The organism is Streptomyces cinerochromogenes (assembly GCF_014648635.1).
GTDB lineage: Bacteria > Actinomycetota > Actinomycetes > Streptomycetales > Streptomycetaceae > Streptomyces > Streptomyces cinerochromogenes.
In genome coordinates, this window is the sequence record NZ_BMRM01000002.1 from 573,207 (window position 1) to 590,059 (window position 16,853).

The 16,853-nt window shown below is 70.4% G+C and carries 16 protein-coding genes; 5 read left to right on the forward strand and 11 right to left on the reverse strand.

The annotated features are described in order from the left end of the window. Positions 1-53 precede the first annotated feature (53 nt). The gene (locus IEZ20_RS06440; protein ID WP_189295251.1) at positions 54-590 is read right to left on the reverse strand and encodes a DUF2617 family protein; all 537 of its coding nucleotides are present in this window, start codon (positions 588-590) and stop codon (positions 54-56) included. 327 nt (positions 591-917) lie between these two features. Beyond that, positions 918-1,298, reverse strand: a complete 381-nt coding sequence (locus IEZ20_RS06445; protein ID WP_189295252.1) for a hypothetical protein — start codon at positions 1,296-1,298, stop codon at positions 918-920. Between the two features lie 141 nt (positions 1,299-1,439). On the opposite strand from IEZ20_RS06445, the gene IEZ20_RS06450 reads away from it, so the two are divergent. Continuing rightward, positions 1,440-2,624 carry a pyridoxal phosphate-dependent aminotransferase gene (locus tag IEZ20_RS06450; RefSeq protein ID WP_189295254.1) on the forward strand — a complete coding sequence of 395 codons (1,185 nt, stop codon included), beginning with the start codon at positions 1,440-1,442 and terminating at the stop codon, positions 2,622-2,624. 129 nt (positions 2,625-2,753) lie between these two features. On the opposite strand, the gene IEZ20_RS06455 is transcribed toward IEZ20_RS06450, so the two are convergent. Further along, on the reverse strand, positions 2,754-3,284 hold the full coding sequence (locus tag IEZ20_RS06455) for a type III secretion system chaperone family protein (protein ID WP_189295255.1): 531 nt from the start codon (positions 3,282-3,284) through the stop codon (positions 2,754-2,756). A 179-nt stretch (positions 3,285-3,463) separates the two neighbouring features. On the opposite strand from IEZ20_RS06455, the gene IEZ20_RS06460 reads away from it, so the two are divergent. Continuing rightward, positions 3,464-3,922 (forward strand): hypothetical protein, encoded by a 459-nt coding sequence (locus IEZ20_RS06460; RefSeq protein ID WP_189295257.1) that lies wholly within the window; start codon positions 3,464-3,466, stop codon positions 3,920-3,922. A gap of 12 nt (positions 3,923-3,934) precedes the next feature. Here IEZ20_RS06460 and clpB read toward each other — a convergent pair whose 3' ends face one another. After that, entirely contained in the window at positions 3,935-6,532 is a 2,598-nt protein-coding gene (gene clpB, locus IEZ20_RS06465) for an ATP-dependent chaperone ClpB (protein ID WP_189295259.1), read from the reverse strand. A 129-nt stretch (positions 6,533-6,661) separates the two neighbouring features. Here clpB and IEZ20_RS06470 point away from each other — a divergent pair, with 129 nt between their 5' ends. Further along, entirely contained in the window at positions 6,662-7,075 is a 414-nt protein-coding gene (locus IEZ20_RS06470) for a pyridoxamine 5'-phosphate oxidase family protein (protein ID WP_189295261.1), read from the forward strand. A gap of 154 nt (positions 7,076-7,229) precedes the next feature. On the opposite strand, the gene IEZ20_RS06475 is transcribed toward IEZ20_RS06470, so the two are convergent. Beyond that, on the reverse strand, positions 7,230-7,565 hold the full coding sequence (locus IEZ20_RS06475) for a Rieske (2Fe-2S) protein (RefSeq protein WP_189295263.1): 336 nt from the start codon (positions 7,563-7,565) through the stop codon (positions 7,230-7,232). Positions 7,566-7,892: 327 nt separating this feature from the next. Here IEZ20_RS06475 and IEZ20_RS06480 point away from each other — a divergent pair, with 327 nt between their 5' ends. Beyond that, positions 7,893-8,876 carry a helix-turn-helix domain-containing protein gene (locus tag IEZ20_RS06480; protein WP_189295265.1) on the forward strand — a complete coding sequence of 328 codons (984 nt, stop codon included), beginning with the start codon at positions 7,893-7,895 and terminating at the stop codon, positions 8,874-8,876. A 12-nt stretch (positions 8,877-8,888) separates the two neighbouring features. Next, complete coding sequence (locus IEZ20_RS06485) at positions 8,889-9,863, forward strand: helix-turn-helix domain-containing protein (protein WP_189295267.1); 975 nt, start codon at positions 8,889-8,891, stop codon at positions 9,861-9,863. Here the strand turns inward: IEZ20_RS06485 and IEZ20_RS06490 are convergent. The 6 genes from IEZ20_RS06490 to dnaK form a co-directional block, all read right to left on the reverse strand. Beyond that, positions 9,826-10,869, reverse strand: coding sequence for a helix-turn-helix transcriptional regulator (locus IEZ20_RS06490; protein ID WP_229895901.1), 1,044 nt, complete (start codon positions 10,867-10,869; stop codon positions 9,826-9,828). The genes IEZ20_RS06485 and IEZ20_RS06490 overlap by 38 nt on opposite strands. A gap of 223 nt (positions 10,870-11,092) precedes the next feature. Then, entirely contained in the window at positions 11,093-12,199 is a 1,107-nt protein-coding gene (locus tag IEZ20_RS06495) for a sugar ABC transporter substrate-binding protein (RefSeq protein WP_189295271.1), read from the reverse strand. A 393-nt stretch (positions 12,200-12,592) separates the two neighbouring features. Beyond that, positions 12,593-13,060, reverse strand: coding sequence for a heat shock protein transcriptional repressor HspR (locus tag IEZ20_RS06500; RefSeq protein WP_059255065.1), 468 nt, complete (start codon positions 13,058-13,060; stop codon positions 12,593-12,595). Between the two features lie 5 nt (positions 13,061-13,065). Further along, complete coding sequence (gene dnaJ / locus IEZ20_RS06505) at positions 13,066-14,232, reverse strand: molecular chaperone DnaJ (RefSeq protein ID WP_189295273.1); 1,167 nt, start codon at positions 14,230-14,232, stop codon at positions 13,066-13,068. A 42-nt stretch (positions 14,233-14,274) separates the two neighbouring features. Next, a complete protein-coding gene (gene grpE / locus IEZ20_RS06510; RefSeq protein WP_189295275.1) occupies positions 14,275-14,934 on the reverse strand; it encodes a nucleotide exchange factor GrpE in 660 nt (219 codons plus the stop codon). Continuing rightward, on the reverse strand, positions 14,931-16,775 hold the full coding sequence (dnaK, locus tag IEZ20_RS06515; protein ID WP_189295277.1) for a molecular chaperone DnaK: 1,845 nt from the start codon (positions 16,773-16,775) through the stop codon (positions 14,931-14,933). The genes grpE and dnaK overlap by 4 nt, the downstream gene beginning before the upstream one ends. Positions 16,776-16,853 lie beyond the last annotated feature (78 nt).

Sequence of the window (16,853 nt, forward strand, 5' to 3'; positions counted from 1 at the left end):
CACGCTTCGTCACCCACACGTGTGGATCTGGAGGCGGTCGGCGCCCGGTGGGTTTATGTCGCCGGAGGCTGCTGAGCGGCCGGTCTCGTCCGTGCCCCGACCCGGGTGCGGGTGGCCACCAGCTGGCCGTCCTGCGGGTAGGCGTGCCAGGTGCGCCAGTGCACCTGGCCCTCGTGCCGCTGGGCCAGCATCGCGGTGAAGGCGTGCGGGCTGCCGGGAAAGACCCCGGCGAGGCCGTGCGGATGGTCGGAGACGAGGGCCAGCAGTTCCTGGGCGCGGCCCGCGAAGGAGCCGGGGGTGAGGATCTCGACGCGGGCGGCGAACTCGTACTCCCAGTTGCCGACCCGCTTGGCGACGCCCAGCGGCAGCGGGGTGCTGGATCCGGGGATGCACGCGACCGTCTCCGAACAGCTGCCTCGCTCCTCCTCGAGGAGCACCTGATGGGAGGCGCCGAGCAGCCGCAACTGCAGTTTGGCGCCGGTGAGTTCGAGATCCAGGGTGGCCAGGGCGGGCAGCGGTTCGCGTCCCAGGGCCCAGGCCAGGTCGGCAGCGCGCGTATCGGTGTACGTGGTGTTCAGGGTCGTGAGCATGGATCGGCTCCGCTAACACGCAAATGAGGGGGAGATCGGCCATGTCAGCCCTGCCGGCCCGGCCGGGGTGGGGAGTCTGAGGACGTCCGAGGGGCTGCTTTGGCGCTTTAGAGGGAATCATGAACAAGGGCTACGCCACAGCGTTTTTACCCAACTTCATGGGCTTTCCATCCCTCAGAGGGCGCCACAGTTCAACTGTTCAACCATGAAGTGCGCCGGGCGCCGTTTCACGCCACCGAGCGCCCGCCGGATCTCTGCCCGGCGGGCGCCCGATGGGTGCGGCCCGGATGCGGTTCCCCCTGTTCCGGAAAGCTCAGCTGCCCCGTGTCAGCTGCCTCCCCCGCATCCGCCCCCGCCGCCGCACGACGACCCCCCGCCGCACGAGGACCCCCCGCCGCACGACGAGCTGCTCCCGCACGACGAACCGCCGCCGCAGGAGTGCCCCCCGTGGTGCCCGCCGTGGTGCCCCCCGCCCCCCGACGACCCGGAGTCCCCGCCACCGACCCACCAGCTGCTCGCACCGCTGTCGGTGGACGACGACGCGGCCGTACCGGACGACGCGGAGGCCGCGCGGTACGACCGGTTCCGGCCGCGGCCGGACTTGCTCAGCGAGAGCCGGGCGTTCCGGCTCCGGCGGGCCTGGGCCGCCAGGACGAACACCACCACGACCACCGCCAGGATGATGCCCTCGATCGCGCTGTCGCTCATGGCGTCACCCTCCTTCCGTTCCCCCGAAGCGGCCCCCCGTGGGCGCCTCGCCTGGTGCCGCGTCTCGCGCGGTGCCGGGGGGATTCCCGGCCGCCGTGTGCCGCAAAGCAGAGTTGAGGAACTCCAGAGCTTGAGCGCAGGATGACCGGCATGACCTCCAGCGCACGTCCTCACCTCAACCGCCGGCTCGCCGCGTTCGGGACGACGATCTTCGCCGAGATGTCGGCGCTCGCCGTGGCGACCGGGTCGATCAACCTGGGCCAGGGCTTCCCCGACACCGACGGCCCCGAGGAGATCCGGGAGGCCGCCGTGCGGGCGCTGCGCGACGGCCGCGGCAACCAGTACCCGCCCGGCCCCGGCGTCCCCGAGCTGCGCACCGCGATCGCCGCGCACCAGCAGCGCCGCTACGGCCTGTCCTTCGACCCCGACACCGAGGTGCTGGTCACGGCCGGCGCCACCGAGGCGATCGCGGCCTCGCTGCTGGCCCTGGTCGAGCCGGGGGACGAGGTGGTGGCGCTGGAGCCGTACTACGACTCGTACGCGGCGAGCATCGCGATGGCGGGCGGCACCCGGGTGCCGGTGACCCTCAGGCCGCAGGACGGCAGCTTCCGGCTGGACCTGGACGAGCTGCGCGCGGCCGTCACGGACCGCACCCGCCTCCTCCTGATCAACACCCCGCACAACCCGACCGGTACGGTCCTCACGCGCGCGGAGCTGGCCGCGATCGCCGAGCTGGCGGTAGAGCGGGATCTGCTGGTGGTGACCGACGAGGTGTACGAGCACCTGGTCTTCGACGGCGCCGGGCACGTGCCGCTGGCGACGTTCCCCGGGATGCGCGAGCGCACGGTGAGCATCGGTTCGGCCGGCAAGACGTTCTCGTTCACCGGCTGGAAGGTCGGCTGGGTGACGGCGGCACCGGAGCTGGTGGGCGCGGTCCGCTCGGCGAAGCAGTTCCTGACGTACGTCGCCTCGGGGCCCTTCCAGTACGCGGTGGCGGAGGCGCTGGCGCTGCCCGACTCCTACTTCGAGGAGTTCCGCCGGAGCATGCTGGTCCGCCGGGACATCCTGGCGGAGGGGCTCGCGGCGGCGGGCTTCGAGGTGTTCCGGCCGGCCGGGACCTACTTCGTCACCACCGACATCCGGCCCCTCGGCGAGAAGGACGGCTTCGCCTTCTGCCGGGCCCTGCCGGAGCGGGCGGGCGTGGTGGCCATCCCGAACGCGGTGTTCTACGACGACCGCGAGGCGGGGGCTCCGTTCGTGCGGTTCGCCTTCTGCAAGCGGGAGGAGGTGCTGCGCGAGGCGGCGGAGCGGCTGCGCGCGATGTGAGGGCGGCGGCCTCCGCGCGCGAGGTGGGCGCGGGGGCGACGGCGCGCTGGGTGGGCGCGGGGGCCATGGCGCGGGTGGGCGCACTGGACCCGGTCCGGGAGCGGACGCCCCCGGACCGGCCGGGGCCGGTTACTCCCCGTCGTCCTCGGGCTTGTCGGAGTCGTTGACCTCCTGCTCCAGGCCGAGCTGCTCGACCAGCCACTTGTCGAACTCGATCGCGGCCCGCACCCAGCTGACCGTGGAGGAGACGAAGTGGTTGATGTCGACGCCCGTGCCGATCAGCATCTGGGCCTCGCCGATCAGACGGACGGTGCCGTCGTCATGGGTGTGGGTGTACACCTTGGGCCACAGGGTGCGGCGGTTCCACTCGTCGATGGACTCCAGCAGCTGGAGCCGCTCGTCGATCTTGTGCGGGCGGTCGTAGAAGGTCCGCACCGAGAAGATCGCCTGCTCCTCCTCGCCACGGAACATGAAGTACGTGCGGAACTGCTCCCACGGCGCGGCGAGGTCACCCTCCTCGTCGACGACGTACTTCAGCTCCATCTGGTCGAGAAGCTGCTTCACCAGGTCCTGATCCGGGAGGACGGGGCCCGCCGGTCCTTGGGGCTGCGGTTCGGGCTGGCCCCCGAAATTCGGAATCGAGGACGGGTCGATGCTCACCGTGTTTTTCCCTTCATGCGGATGCCGCCATCCTCCCCCATGCGGGGAGGGGGGAGGCAAGCCCCGACGCCCGCCTGTCCGCCGTCGGCTGACATGATTCCCGCGGCCGGACGGATGGGGGACGGGTGACGGGTGTGACGGGGCGGGGGCGGACCCGGTGGGGGCTCTTCGCGGCGATCATGGCACTTCCCGCGCTGGTCCTGGCGGGGATCGCCGTGCTGGTGGTGCGGTTCGCGACCTCGGAGTACCCCCTGGGCGGCGCCCCGGAGGAGGTCCCGTGCGCCGAGGCGCTCGCCTTCGGCGGGGCGAAGCCGCCCGCGGGGGCGTACGACGCCGAGTGCGCGGTGCAGTCCTGGCTGGACACGAACTACGAGGCTCGGTTCCGTATGCCGCGCAAGGACGTGCGCGCGTGGCTGGAGACCACCTACCCGGTGGCGCCGGAGCCGAGGACGGACCACTGCTACCCGGACTCCGTCGACCTCTGTCTGCACCTGGAGTTCCAGGCGGGTACAGAGGACTACGCCGGGCTGTTCCCGGGCCTGTCCGACCCGGGTTTCGGCGCGTACGCGGCGGACGTCGACGTGACCTACGAGGGCCCGGACCGGGCCCTCGTACGGTTCTCGGCGTTCACGACGTGAGCCTCACGGGCCTCACAGCGTCTTCCCCGTGGCCGGGCCCACCAGCAGGCCCTCGCCGAAGCGGTCGACGCGGACCGTGTCGCCGTGCTTGACCTCGCCGGCGAGGATCTCCTTGGCGAGCCGGTCGCCGATGGCGGTCTGCACCAGGCGGCGCAGCGGCCGGGCGCCGTACGCCGGGTCCAGGCCCTCCTCCGCGAGCCAGGCCAGCGCCTCGGGGCTGACCTCCAGCCTGAGCCGGCGCTCGGCCAGCCGCTTGCCCAGCCGGTCGATCTGCAGCTGGGCGATCCGCTCCAGCTCCGGCTTGGTCAGCGCCGAGAAGACGACCAGGTCGTCCAGCCGGTTGAGGAACTCCGGCTTGAAGGAGGACCGGACGACCTCCAGCACCTGCTCCTTCTTCTCCGCCTCGCTGGTGATCGGGTCGACCAGGAACTGGCTGCCCAGGTTGGAGGTGAGCACCAGGATGGTGTTGCGGAAGTCGACGGTACGGCCCTGACCGTCGGTCAGGCGGCCGTCGTCCAGCACCTGGAGCAGGATGTCGAAGACCTCCGGGTGGGCCTTCTCCACCTCGTCCAGCAGGATCACGCTGTACGGGCGCCGGCGCACCGCCTCGGTCAGCTGGCCGCCCTCCTCGTAGCCGACGTAGCCGGGGGGCGCGCCGACCAGCCGGGCCACGCTGTGCTTCTCGCCGTACTCCGACATGTCGATGCGGACCATGGCGCGCTCGTCGTCGAAGAGGAAGTCCGCGAGCGCCTTGGCGAGTTCGGTCTTGCCGACACCGGTCGGGCCGAGGAAGAGGAAGGTCCCGGTGGGCCGGTCGGGGTCGGCGATCCCGGCCCGCGACCGCCGTACGGCGTCACTGACCGCCTGCACGGCCTCGCTCTGCCCGATGAGCCGGCGGCCGATCTCCTCCTCCATCCGCAGCAGCTTCTGCGTCTCGCCCTCCATCAGCCGCCCGGCGGGGATGCCGGTCCAGGCGGCGACGACGTCGGCGATGTCGTCGGCGCCGACCTCCTCCTTGACCATGGTGTCCTTGGCGGCCTCCTCCTCGGCGGCCGAGGCGGCCTCCAGTTCCTTCTCCAGCTGCGGGATCTCGCCGTACAGCAGCTTGGCCGCGGTGTCGAAGTCGCCGTCCCGCTGGGCGCGTTCCGCCTGGCCGCGCAGGTCGTCCAGCCTCTCCTTCAGCTCACCGACGCGGTTGAGGGACTGCTTCTCCTTCTCCCAGCGGGCGGTCAGGCCCCGCAGCTCCTCCTCCTTGTCCGCGAGGTCGCGGCGCAGCTTCTCCAGGCGGGCGAGGGAGGCCGGGTCGGTCTCCTTGCCGATGGCCAGCTCCTCCATCTTCAGCCGGTCGACGGCGCGCTGGAGTTCGTCGATCTCGACGGGCGAGGAGTCGATCTCCATCCGCAGCCGGGAGGCGGACTCGTCCACGAGGTCGATGGCCTTGTCCGGGAGGAAGCGGGAGGTGATGTACCGGTCGGAGAGGGTGGCCGCCGCCACCAGCGCCGAGTCCGCGATCTGGACCTTGTGGTGGGCCTCGTAGCGGCCCTTGAGACCGCGGAGGATCGCGATCGTGTCCTCCACCGTGGGCTCGGCGACCAGCACCTGCTGGAAGCGGCGCTCCAGTGCGGGGTCCTTCTCGATCCGCTCCCGGTACTCGTCCAGCGTGGTGGCGCCCACCATGCGCAGCTCACCGCGGGCGAGCATGGGCTTGAGCATGTTGCCCGCGTCCATGGCCGAGTCCCCGCCGGCGCCGGCGCCGACGACGGTGTGCAGCTCGTCGATGAAGGTGATGATCTGCCCGTCGGAGTCCTTGATCTCGGCGAGGACGGCCTTCAGCCGCTCCTCGAACTCGCCGCGGTACTTGGCGCCGGCCACCATCGCCCCGAGGTCGAGCGCGACGAGCCGCTTGTCCTTCAGCGACTCGGGCACGTCCCCCTTGACGATCCGCTGCGCGAGCCCTTCCACGACGGCGGTCTTGCCGACGCCGGGCTCGCCGATGAGGACGGGGTTGTTCTTGGTGCGGCGGCTCAGCACCTGCACGACCCGCCGGATCTCCTGGTCCCGCCCGATGACCGGGTCGAGCCGGCCCTCGCGGGCGGCGGCGGTGAAGTCGGTGCCGAACTTCTCCAGGGCCTTGTACTGGCCCTCCGGGTCGGCGGTGGTCACGCGGCGTCCTCCCCTGGCCTTCCTGAAGGCCTCCAGCAGCTTCTTGGCCTCGGCACCCTGCCGGGTGAGCAGCTCACCGGCGGCACCGCCCTTGGCGGCGATACCGATCAGCAGGTGCTCGGTCGACAGGTACTCGTCCCCCAGCTCCTTGGCGCGTTCGCCGGCGTCGGCGATCACGGCCAGCAGCTCGCGGTTGGGCTGCGGCGGTGCGACGGTGGCCCCGGTCACGCTGGGCAGCGAGGCCAGGATCTTCTCGGCGCCCGCGCGTACGGCGGCCTGGTCCGCGTCGACGGCCGCGAGCAGGTCGGTGATGTTCTCGTTGTCCTGCCCCTGGAGCAGAGCCAGCAGCAGGTGAGCGGGGGTGAGGTCCGGGTGTCCCTCGGTCACGGCGCGGTTGCCGGCCGCGTTGATCGCGTCCCGGCTCCTGTTGGTCAGCTCGGCGTCCACGTCTGCGTTCTCCTCCTCGGCGTCGTACCGACAGCCTTCCGTCCCAGTCCTGCCTCAGCCAACGTACACAAAGTTGAGTCTATTCCACTCAAGGCGATGGGTGCACGGGTGTCGGCTAGGTTGCACCGCATGGCTTCGTACTCCGTAGACCCGGCTGCCCCGGACGAGCCGTACCTCGCCTTCTGGCGCGAACGGCATCTGTGCACCCTGACGACCCTGCGCCCCGACGGCAGCCCGCACGTCGTACCGGTCGGCGTGACCTACGACCCCGGGGCGCGGCTGGCCCGGGTGATCACCAACAGGTCGAGCACCAAGGTGTCCCACGTGCTCGCGGCCGGCGCCGAGGGGGCGCGGGTGGCCGTCTGCCAGGTGGCCGGCCGGCGCTGGGCCACGCTGGAGGGCCGGGCGTACGTGCGCACCGAGCCGGAACGCGTCGCGGAGGCGGAGCGGCGCTACGCGGAGCGGTACGAGCGCAGGCCGTCGCCGAACCCGTCCCGGGTGGTGATCGAGATCGAGCTGGAGCGGGCGCTCGGACGTGGCTGAGCACGGCGGTTCTCGGCCACCGTGGAAGCGTGCGGGAGTGCGCACATATACGGAGATGTCCCCGGAAACTGCAGCGGCGTCACCGTGTTCAGGTCACGGTGACGCCGCTGCGGGGGGAAGCACCTGAGCGATCTGTTACGACGGGGGAATCGCGTCAGGCACTGCGGGGGGTGGCCGAGATGGTCCTCGGGTCGGACTCCACCGGCTCGGACAGCCGGTGGTCCCGCTGGTCGAGGTTCACAAAGATCATTCCGTACCGGATGGCGCATCGCACCGGCTGCGGCGCACCGCGCGGCTTGCGCAGACACCGGAACGCCCGCACGTCACCGTCCTCGTCCCGCGTGACGACGACCGGCTCACCGAACACGGTCACCATCAGCGAGTCACCGCTGTGGGGGATGGCGGTGACCAGGTCGATGAAGTGCCAGCCGGAGCGGTAGGCGGTGGCCATTTCGCGACGGAAGGAGCGGTCGTCGGGCGGGGTTGTCACGTCAGCTCCTCACGCCATCCTTGGGGGCCACCGGCCACGTGGTATCGCTGAGAGTCGCGCTCGCCGCGACCACACTCGGCCAGGTTGTGTCCGCTCGTACGTCGGCTTTCTCGCTCGCGAGGCCGCCCAGCGCCCCCGCGGTCATCACGACGGAGAAAGCGGCGACAAGTATCGAGCGAAGCAGTCTCTTGCCCATAGTCGGCTTCGTCCTCACTTGAAGGTCCCCTCTTCCCCCGTCGAGTACGACGATGGCTCATTCGGGCACGTCATGGCCACATAATCGATGCATCATGTTCCTGCACGTTCAGGACCCTGGGGGGTGGAGATTTGGCAACGAATCGGACTAAAGCTGCACATCCCCATGCTGTGACCGAGATGTGTGAGGAAGGTGGACGTCTCTACGCCGATGCCCTGCGGGCCGGGCGCATCGCTCGATCAGAGGTGGAAACCGCCCCCTGCCTAGTGGAGTTCGACCTCCTGCATCCGGATCCGGACGATCCTGAATGGCTGCGCCCCCTTCCCGCACCCGTGGCCCTGGCCCAGCGCCTCAGCCCCATAGAACGGGAGATCACGGAACGCCGGCGGCTGTCCGTCCGACTCGCCGATGCTTTCGAGCCGTTCATGGCGCTCAGCAGCCACATGGCCGCCACCACCGACTCCATCGCGGTGCTGGAGGGCGGGGAACGCATCAACGCGGCCCTGAACCTCGCCACTTCGCAGTGCCAGAACGAAGTGCTCACCGTACAGCCGAGTGACCGCCTGTCCGAACAGAACCTGCTGCGGGGCCTGGAACGCGACCGGCCGCTCATCGAACGCGGCGTCAGGATCCGCACGCTCTACCAGCACACCGCGCGGTACAACCCGGAGAAGCTGGCCTACGTCGCCCAGCTCGCCAACGGCAAGGCGGAATACCGCACCATCGACGAGCTGGTGGAGCGGCTCATCATCTGCGACGAGGCCGTCGCCTTCATCCCCATCCGGGACGACCAGCAGGTCGCGCTGGAACTGCGTCATCCGGGCCTGGTCCGCTATCTGATCAAGGTCTTCGAGTTCATGTGGGGCCGGGCGGTCCCGTTGAGCGCCGGCGCCCCCTACGAAACCGCCCCCGGCGGCATCACCGAGATCCAGTACTCCATCGCCAAGCTCCTGGTCGAGGGTCACGTGGACGAGGCCATCGCCCGCCGCCTCGGCATGAACGTCCGCACCTGCCGGGCCCACATCGCCAAACTCGCCCAGGCCCTCGGCAGCGGCAGCCGCGCACAACTCGGCTATCTCATCGCCCAGTCCGGCATCCTGGACCGGGACCACTGAGGCGGCGGCCCGGTGACGCACCCCGCACACCCGGTCGAGGACCTGTGCGCCGCCGGGCGGGAACTGTACGAACGCGCGCTGCGGGAGGGACACATAGCCGCAGCCGACGCGGCCGGTGCGCCCTGTCTCGCCGACGCCGGGTTGCTGCGTCCCGCGGTGGACGACACGGGGCGCCTGGAACCGGTGCCCCCGGCGGCGGCGCTGCACCGTCTGCTGCGCACGGCCGAGAACCGGATCGCCGAGGAACGCGACCGCGAGGTGCGGCTGGCCGAGACCTTCGAGCCGCTGATGCGGATCGACGGCCGGTGGACCGAGAGCACGGCGGACACTCCGACGCTGCGCCTCCTCGACGGCAACGCGCGGATCAACGCGGCCATCACCGAGGCCATGGCGCAGGCGAGCCGGGAGCTGCTGTCCATACAGCCGTACACGGCCCGGAAGGCGGCGGCGGTGCGGGACGTCACCCGGCGACGGGACCAGGCCCTGCTGGACCGCGGCGGCCGTATCCGCACCATCTACCAGCACACCCTGCGCCATGCCCCCGACATCATCGCCTACCAGGAGCAGCTGGACGGCGACCACCAGGTCCGCACCCTGGACGAGGTGACCGACCGCCTGATCGTCGTGGACGGCGAGGTGGCCTTCCTCCCGGCGAACGCCGACGGCAGCCTCGCCCTGGAAGTACGTCACCCCGCGCTGCTGCGCCACTTCCTCACCACCTTCGACCGCCTCTGGCACCTGGCCACCCCCATGTACCCCCACGCGGTCCACAAACCCTCCGTCAACGGCATAACCCCCCGCCAGCGCGCCATAGCCGCCCTCCTCGTGGAAGGCCACACCGACGCCGTCATAGCCGACCGGCTGGGCATGAACGTGCGGACCGCCCGGCTGCACATCGCCAAGCTCGCCGCCACCCTCGGCAGTGCGAGCCGGGCGCAGCTCGGCTATCTCATCGGGCGGTCGGGGGTTCTCGGTCCCGACCGGTGAGGGCGGTGGCCGGCGGGGGCGGGCGGTGCCCGTCGAGGCCGACCTGGGCGATGCGGACGCCGAGCTGGGTGCGGCTGGCCGCGCCCAGGGTCTCGGAGAGGCGGGCGATGTGGGCCCGGCAGGTGCGGACGCTGATGCCGAGGCGTTCGGCGATGACGGCGTCCTGGTGGCCCTCCGCGAGCAGGGCGGCGATGGACTGCTCGCGGTGGGAGATGCCCTCGATACCCGTGTCGGGCAGGGGCGCCGTCAACGGGATCGCCAGGCGCCAGAGGCGTTCGAAGACCGTCACCAGGTACTCCACCAGGGCGGGGTGGCGCAGTTCCAGGGCCATCGTGCGGTCGGCGTTGGCGGGGATGAACGCCACCGTGCGGTCGAAGAGGATGAGCCGGTCGATGACCTCGTCCAGGGTGCGGGCCTCCACCGTGTCGCCCATCAGCTCCAGGTAGTTGAGCAGGCCCTGGCCGTGCCGGGCGACGTGGGTGTAGAGGTCCCGCATGCGGACGCCCCGGCCGCGCAGGGCGAGGGCCCGGTGCAGGCCCTCGGTCAGCTCGGCCTCGCGCCGGATGCCGCCGGGCTGCACGGTGAGCACCTCGGTGGTGCACGCCTCGGTCGCCTCGTCCATCGCGGCCTGGATGCGGGAGAGGCCGTCCAGGACCCGGATGGCGCTGCCCTCGGCCGGTGCCGCGAGCGTGTTCAGCTGCCGGCCCAGGCCCGCGTACCACTCGAAGGCCGCCACCGCCGAGCCCACCCGCCGCTGGCTCGCGCTGACCTCGTCGTAGACCCCGCGCAGCAGCCGGGTCATGACCTCCTGCGGGGAGGTCGGCACCAGCCAGTCCATGTCGTCGGGGTCCGGGTGCAGCAGGCCCAGTTCCAGCAGGCAGGGCACCGGTCCGGCGTCCGTGCGCGGCACCCGGCCCCGGCGTACGGCCCGGGAGTACACCCGGTCCCCGGCCTCACACAGCCGGTCGGCACCGTGAGGATGCTCCTCCGCCCCGTGCCCGGCCATCGCCCATTCCACCCCCGGTGTGCTGCCACTTCCGCAGCGCAACTATGCGCGGCGCCCAACCGGGTCCGCAACACGGCTCACTGCGCGGGGGTCACCGGAAAGTCCCGCTGTGCCCGGTTTTCGGCACCGCTCCGTCTCTCGGCTCGCACCAGGATGACGGTGGTGGCGGGGGGTGTCGCTCCGCCGGCGGTTTCCCCACGGGAACCGGCCGACGGGTACGGGCCTACTTCAGGCCGATCGCCGCGCAGGCCGCCTTGTACTTGGCGGTGCAGATCTCGCCGGCGGTGTAGATGCCGTCCGCGATGACGGTGTCCTTGATGCTGTGCTTGGTCAGCGCGCTCACCTGGACCAGCCGGGCCGGGATGTCCTTGGCCGTGGGGCTGTCCACCCGGTCCTGGGTGAGGGCGTCGAACTGGATGTCCTTGCCCTGGATCTTGGTGACGGCCATCTGCGCGGCGGCCTCGGCCTCGTCCGGGTAGGACTTGTAGACGCTCATGTACTGCTCACCGGCGACGACCCGCTGCACCGCGTCCAGTTCGGCGTCCTGGCCGGTGATCGGGGGCAGGTCGGTGACGCCGGCCGCCTTCAGGGCCTTGATGACACCGCCGGCCATGCCGTCGTTGGCCGAGTAGACGGCCGCGATGTTGTTCTTGCCGATCTTCGCGATCGCCTCGGCCATGTTGGCCTCGGCGACCTCCGGCTTCCACTTGGTGGTGTCGTAGCTCGCCGCGATGTCCACCTTGCCGTTCAGCTCGGAGAGCGCCCCCTCCTTGAACTGCTTGGCGTTCGGGTCGGTGGGCGAGCCGTTCATCATGACGACCTTGTCGGAGGTGTCGACGCCCGAGCCGAGGGCCTCCAGCAGGGTGCGGCCCTGCACCTCCCCGACGAGTTCGTTGTCGAAGGAGATGTACGCGTCGATCGGGCCCTCGGCGAGCCGGTCGTAGGCGATGACCGGGATGCCCGCGTCCTTGGCCTTCTTCACCCCGTCGGCGACCGCGTGCGCGTCGACGGCGTCCAGCAGGATGACGTCCACCTTGGCGTCGATCATGTTCTGGAGCTGCTCGGACTGCCGGGTGGCGCTGGCGTCGGCGTTGGCGTACTCCACCTTGCCCTGCTTCTTGGTGAGTTCGGCCACCTTGTTCTTGATGATGGGGTAGTCGAACTTGTCGTAGCGGGTGTTCGCCTTCTCCGGCAGCAGCAGGCCCACCGTGATGTCGTCACCCTTCGTCGGGCTCGCGCTCGCGCCGTCCCCCGTTGCGTTCAGCACGCCGCAGCCGGCGAGCGAGAGGGTCATCGTGGACAGGGCCACGGAGATGGCGATACGACGCATGCGGGGCTCACTTCAGGTGCGTTTCCGGACGTGGGTGCTGCAATACGACCCAGGTGACTGAAAAGACAACGCTGAGCCCGTACCTCCCGTCAAGAAAAATCACTTAACGAGTGCGCAACAGCACGCTCAGCTGCATCTGTGAAGGTCACGCGAAACACCCTTCAAGGGACCTTTACGGACCGTACATCCAAAGGGAGTTCACGGGTTCAGCAAAGATCCGTACAACCCGCCCGGTACGTCACGAGTCGTGATCACGGCGGACGCGCACCGCGCTCCGATTCGATCAGAGGACCGAATGAACTCAGCCACCGGCCGAGTACGGCTGCGGCGTCCTGGCACAAAGGCGAGAGGGGCCCGGAAGTCCGGGCCCCTCTCGCCTTGCGACGGTACGGGTCAGTCCTGCTGCTGCCGCTTCGGCCGCCACACCACCAGCGCGCTGGTCTGCTGGACCTCCTGGTACGGCACCAGGTCGCGCCGGTAGGAGGCGTGCACGGCGGCCTCGCGCTGCTGCATCGCGGCCGCCGCGCCGTCCAGGGCCGCCTCCAGCTCCGCGACCCGGGACTGGAGGGCCGCGACCTGGTTCTCCAGTTCGATGATCCGCTTGATGCCGGCCAGGTTGATGCCCTCGTCCTGCGACAGCTGCTGCACCTGGCGGAGCAGTTCGATGTCACGGGCCGAGTAGCGGCGGCCCCGGCCGGCGGTGCGGTCCGGGGAGACCAGGCCGAGACGGTCGTACTGGCGCAGCGTCTGCGGGTGGAGTCCGGAGAGCTGGGCCGCCACCGAGATGACGTAGACCGGGGTCTCATCAGTCAGTTCGTACGGTGAGAAACCCCCGCGCTGACGGGGACGACGGCCGTCCATCACTCTCAAGCTCCCTTCGCGGCCTCGAACAGCTCCGCCCGCGGGTCCTCGCCCGCGGTCGCCTCGCGATACGCCTCCAGCGCGTCACGAGCCTTCCCCGACAGGTCCGTGGGAACACGCACCTCGACGGTGACCAGCAGATCGCCGCGGGTGCCGTCCTTGCGGACCGCGCCCTTGCCCCGCGCCCGCATCGTGCGGCCGTTCGGGGTGCCGGGCGGCAGCTTCAGGGTGACGGCGGGGCCGCCGAGGGTCGGGACCCGCACCTCGCCGCCGAGGGCCGCCTCGGCGAACGTCACCGGCACGGTGACGGTGAGGTTGTCGCCCTTGCGCCCGAAGACCGGGTGCTCGCCGACGTGGACCACCACGTACAGGTCGCCGGCCGGGCCGCCCCGCTCGCCGGGCGCGCCCTTGCCGCGCAGCCGGATCCGCTGCCCGTCGGTGACACCCGCGGGAATGCGGACCTGCATGGTCCGGGACGACTTGGCCCGGCCGCTGCCCTTGCACTCCAGGCAGGGGTGCTCGGCGATCAGGCCGCGGCCCTTGCAGTCGGGGCAGGGGTCGGTGAGCGAGAAGCCGCCACCGGAGCCCCGGGCGACCTGCCCGGTGCCGACGCAGGTCGAGCACACGCTGGGCGTGCCGTTCTTGTCGCCGGTGCCGGAGCAGGCCTTGCAGGGTGCCTGGGAGGACATCCTGAGGGGCACCGTGGCGCCCTCGATGGCCTCCGTGAAGCTCAGCGTGACCTCGGACTCGATGTCCTGGCCGCGCCGGGGCTGGGTCCGCGGGCCCGCGGTGCCGCCGCGGTTGAACAGGCCCCCGAAGACGTCGCCGATGCCTCCGCCGAAGCCTCCGCCCTGGGCGGCGCCGCCGAAGAGGTCGCCCAGGTCGAAGTTGAAGGAGCCGCCGGCCGTGCCCGGTCCGGGGCGGAAGCCGCCGTTGCCGAACAGCGCGCGCGCCTCGTCGTACTCCTTGCGCTTCTTGGGGTCACCGAGCACGTCGTTCGCCTCGGAGATCTCCTTGAAGCGCTCCTCGGCCTTGGCGTTGCCCTTGTTGGCGTCCGGGTGGAACTCGCGGGCGAGCTTCCGGTACGCCTTCTTGATCTCGGCCTCGGTGGCGTCCTTGGGGACGCCGAGGACCTTGTAGTAGTCCTTCTCGATGAAGTCCTTGGTGCTCATCCTCGACGTACCCCCTCTCCCGGCTTTCCCTCAGTCTTCACGTCAGCCCTCGTCCGGGCCACCGCTCTCCTTGTCGTCGGCCGCCGGGGTGGACTCCTCGGCGTCCTCGGCCTTGACGGTCTGCGCGCCGGGCTGCGGCTCGGCCACGGCCACCCGCGCGGGGCGGATGGTGCGCTCGCCGATGCGGTACCCCGGCTGCAGGATCGCCACGCAGGTCGTCTCGGTGACGTCCGGTGCGTAACTGTGCATCAGGGCCTCGTGGATCGTCGGGTCGAAGGGCTCGCCCTCCTTGCCGAACTGCTGCAGGCCCATCTTGGCGGCGACGGTCTCCAGCGACTCGGCCACCGACTTGAAGCCGCCGACGAGTTCACCGTGTTCCCGCGCCCGGCCGATGTCGTCGAGCACGGGCAGGAGCTCGGTCAGGAGGTTCGCGATGGCGATCTCCTTGACCGCGATCCGGTCCCGCTCGACCCGGCGGCGGTAGTTCTGGTACTCGGCCTGCAACCGCTGGAGGTCCGCCGTACGCTCGCCGAGCGCCGTGCGCACCTGGTCCAGCTGGGCGACCAGACCGGCGTTCTCTGCGTGTCCGTCCCCGGCCGGGGCCGCCCCCTCCTCGGAGGCGGCCTTCGGCTCGGCGTCGTCGGAGGTGGCGCCGGAGGGGACGTCGGGCTTCTCTTCAAAGCCCGGGGTCTCCTCCGTCACGCGGCACCGTCCTTGCGCTCGTCGTCCACGATCTCGGCGTCCACGACGTCGTCGTCAGCGGCCTTGGCACCGCCGGCGGCGGCGCCCTCGGGGCCGCCCGCGGCCTGCTGGGCGTCGGCGTACATCGCCTGGCCGAGCTTCTGCGAGACGGCCGCGACCTTCTCGGTGGCGGTGCGGATCTCGGCGGTGTCCTCGCCCTTGAGGGCTTCCTTCAGCTCGCCGACCGCGGCCTCGACCTCGGTCTTGATCTCGCCGGGGACCTTGTCCTCGTTGTCCTTGAGGAACTTCTCGGTCTGGTAGACCAGCTGCTCGCCCTGGTTGCGGGCCTCGGCGGCCTCGCGGCGCTTGTGGTCCTCCTCCGCGTAGCGCTCGGCCTCCTCGCGCATGCGGTCGACCTCGTCCTTCGGGAGCGAGGAGCCGCCGGTGACGGTCATCTTCTGCTCCTTGCCGGTGCCGAGGTCCTTCGCCGTGACGTGCATGATGCCGTTGGCGTCGATGTCGAAGGAGACCTCGATCTGCGGGACGCCGCGCGGCGCCGGCGGCAGACCGGTCAGCTCGAACATGCCGAGCTTCTTGTTGTACGCCGCGATCTCGCGCTCGCCCTGGTAGACCTGGATCTGCACGGACGGCTGGTTGTCCTCGGCCGTGGTGAAGATCTCGGAGCGCTTGGTCGGGATCGTGGTGTTGCGCTCGATCAGCTTGGTCATGATGCCGCCCTTGGTCTCGATACCGAGGGACAGCGGGGTGACGTCGAGCAGCAGGACGTCCTTGACCTCGCCCTTGAGGACACCGGCCTGGAGCGAGGCGCCGATGGCGACGACCTCGTCCGGGTTCACACCCTTGTTGGCCTCCTTGCCGCCGGTCAGCTCCTTGACGAGCTCGGCGACGGCGGGCATACGGGTGGAGCCACCGACGAGGACGACGTGGTCGATCTCGTTGATGGAGATGCCGGCGTCCTTGATGACGTTGTGGAACGGCGTCTTGCAGCGCTCCAGCAGGTCGGCCGTCAGCTGCTGGAACTGGGCGCGGGTGAGCTTCTCGTCCAGGTGCAGCGGGCCCTCGGCGGACGCCGTGATGTACGGCAGGTTGATCGAGGTCTCGGTGGAGGAGGACAGCTCGATCTTGGCCTTCTCGGCGGCCTCGCGGAGGCGCTGGAGGGCCATCTTGTCCTTGGACAGGTCCACGCCGTGGCCGGACTGGAACTGCTTGACCAGGTAGTCGACGACGCGCTGGTCCCAGTCGTCACCACCGAGGTGGTTGTCACCGTTGGTGGCCTTCACCTCGACGACGCCGTCGCCGATCTCCAGGAGGGACACGTCGAAGGTGCCGCCACCGAGGTCGAAGACGAGGATCGTCTGGTCGTCCTTGTCGAGGCCGTAGGCCAGCGCGGCGGCGGTCGGCTCGTTGACGATGCGCAGGACGTTCAGACCGGCGATCTCGCCGGCCTCCTTCGTCGCCTGGCGCTCGGAGTCGTTGAAGTAGGCCGGGACGGTGATGACCGCGTCCGTGACCTTCTCGCCCAGGTAGGCCTCGGCGTCCCGCTTCAGCTTCTGCAGGATGAACGCGGAGATCTGCTGCGGGTTGAAGTCCTTCCCGTCCAGCGCGATCTTCCAGTCGGTGCCCATGTGGCGCTTGACGGACCGGATGGTCCGGTCGACGTTGGTGACCGCCTGGCGCTTGGCCACCTCGCCGACGAGCACCTCGCCGTTCTTGGCGAAGGCGACGACGGACGGCGTGGTCCTGGCACCCTCGGCGTTGGTGATGACGGTGGGCTCGCCGCCCTCCAGAACGCTGACGACGGAGTTAGTCGTGCCCAGGTCGATGCCGACCGCACGTGCCATGGTTGATTCCTCCAGCTGACTTGAGTGGAACAGGCTCAAGTGTGCACGAGGAGACCCGCCGGGTCAACAGACCTGAGT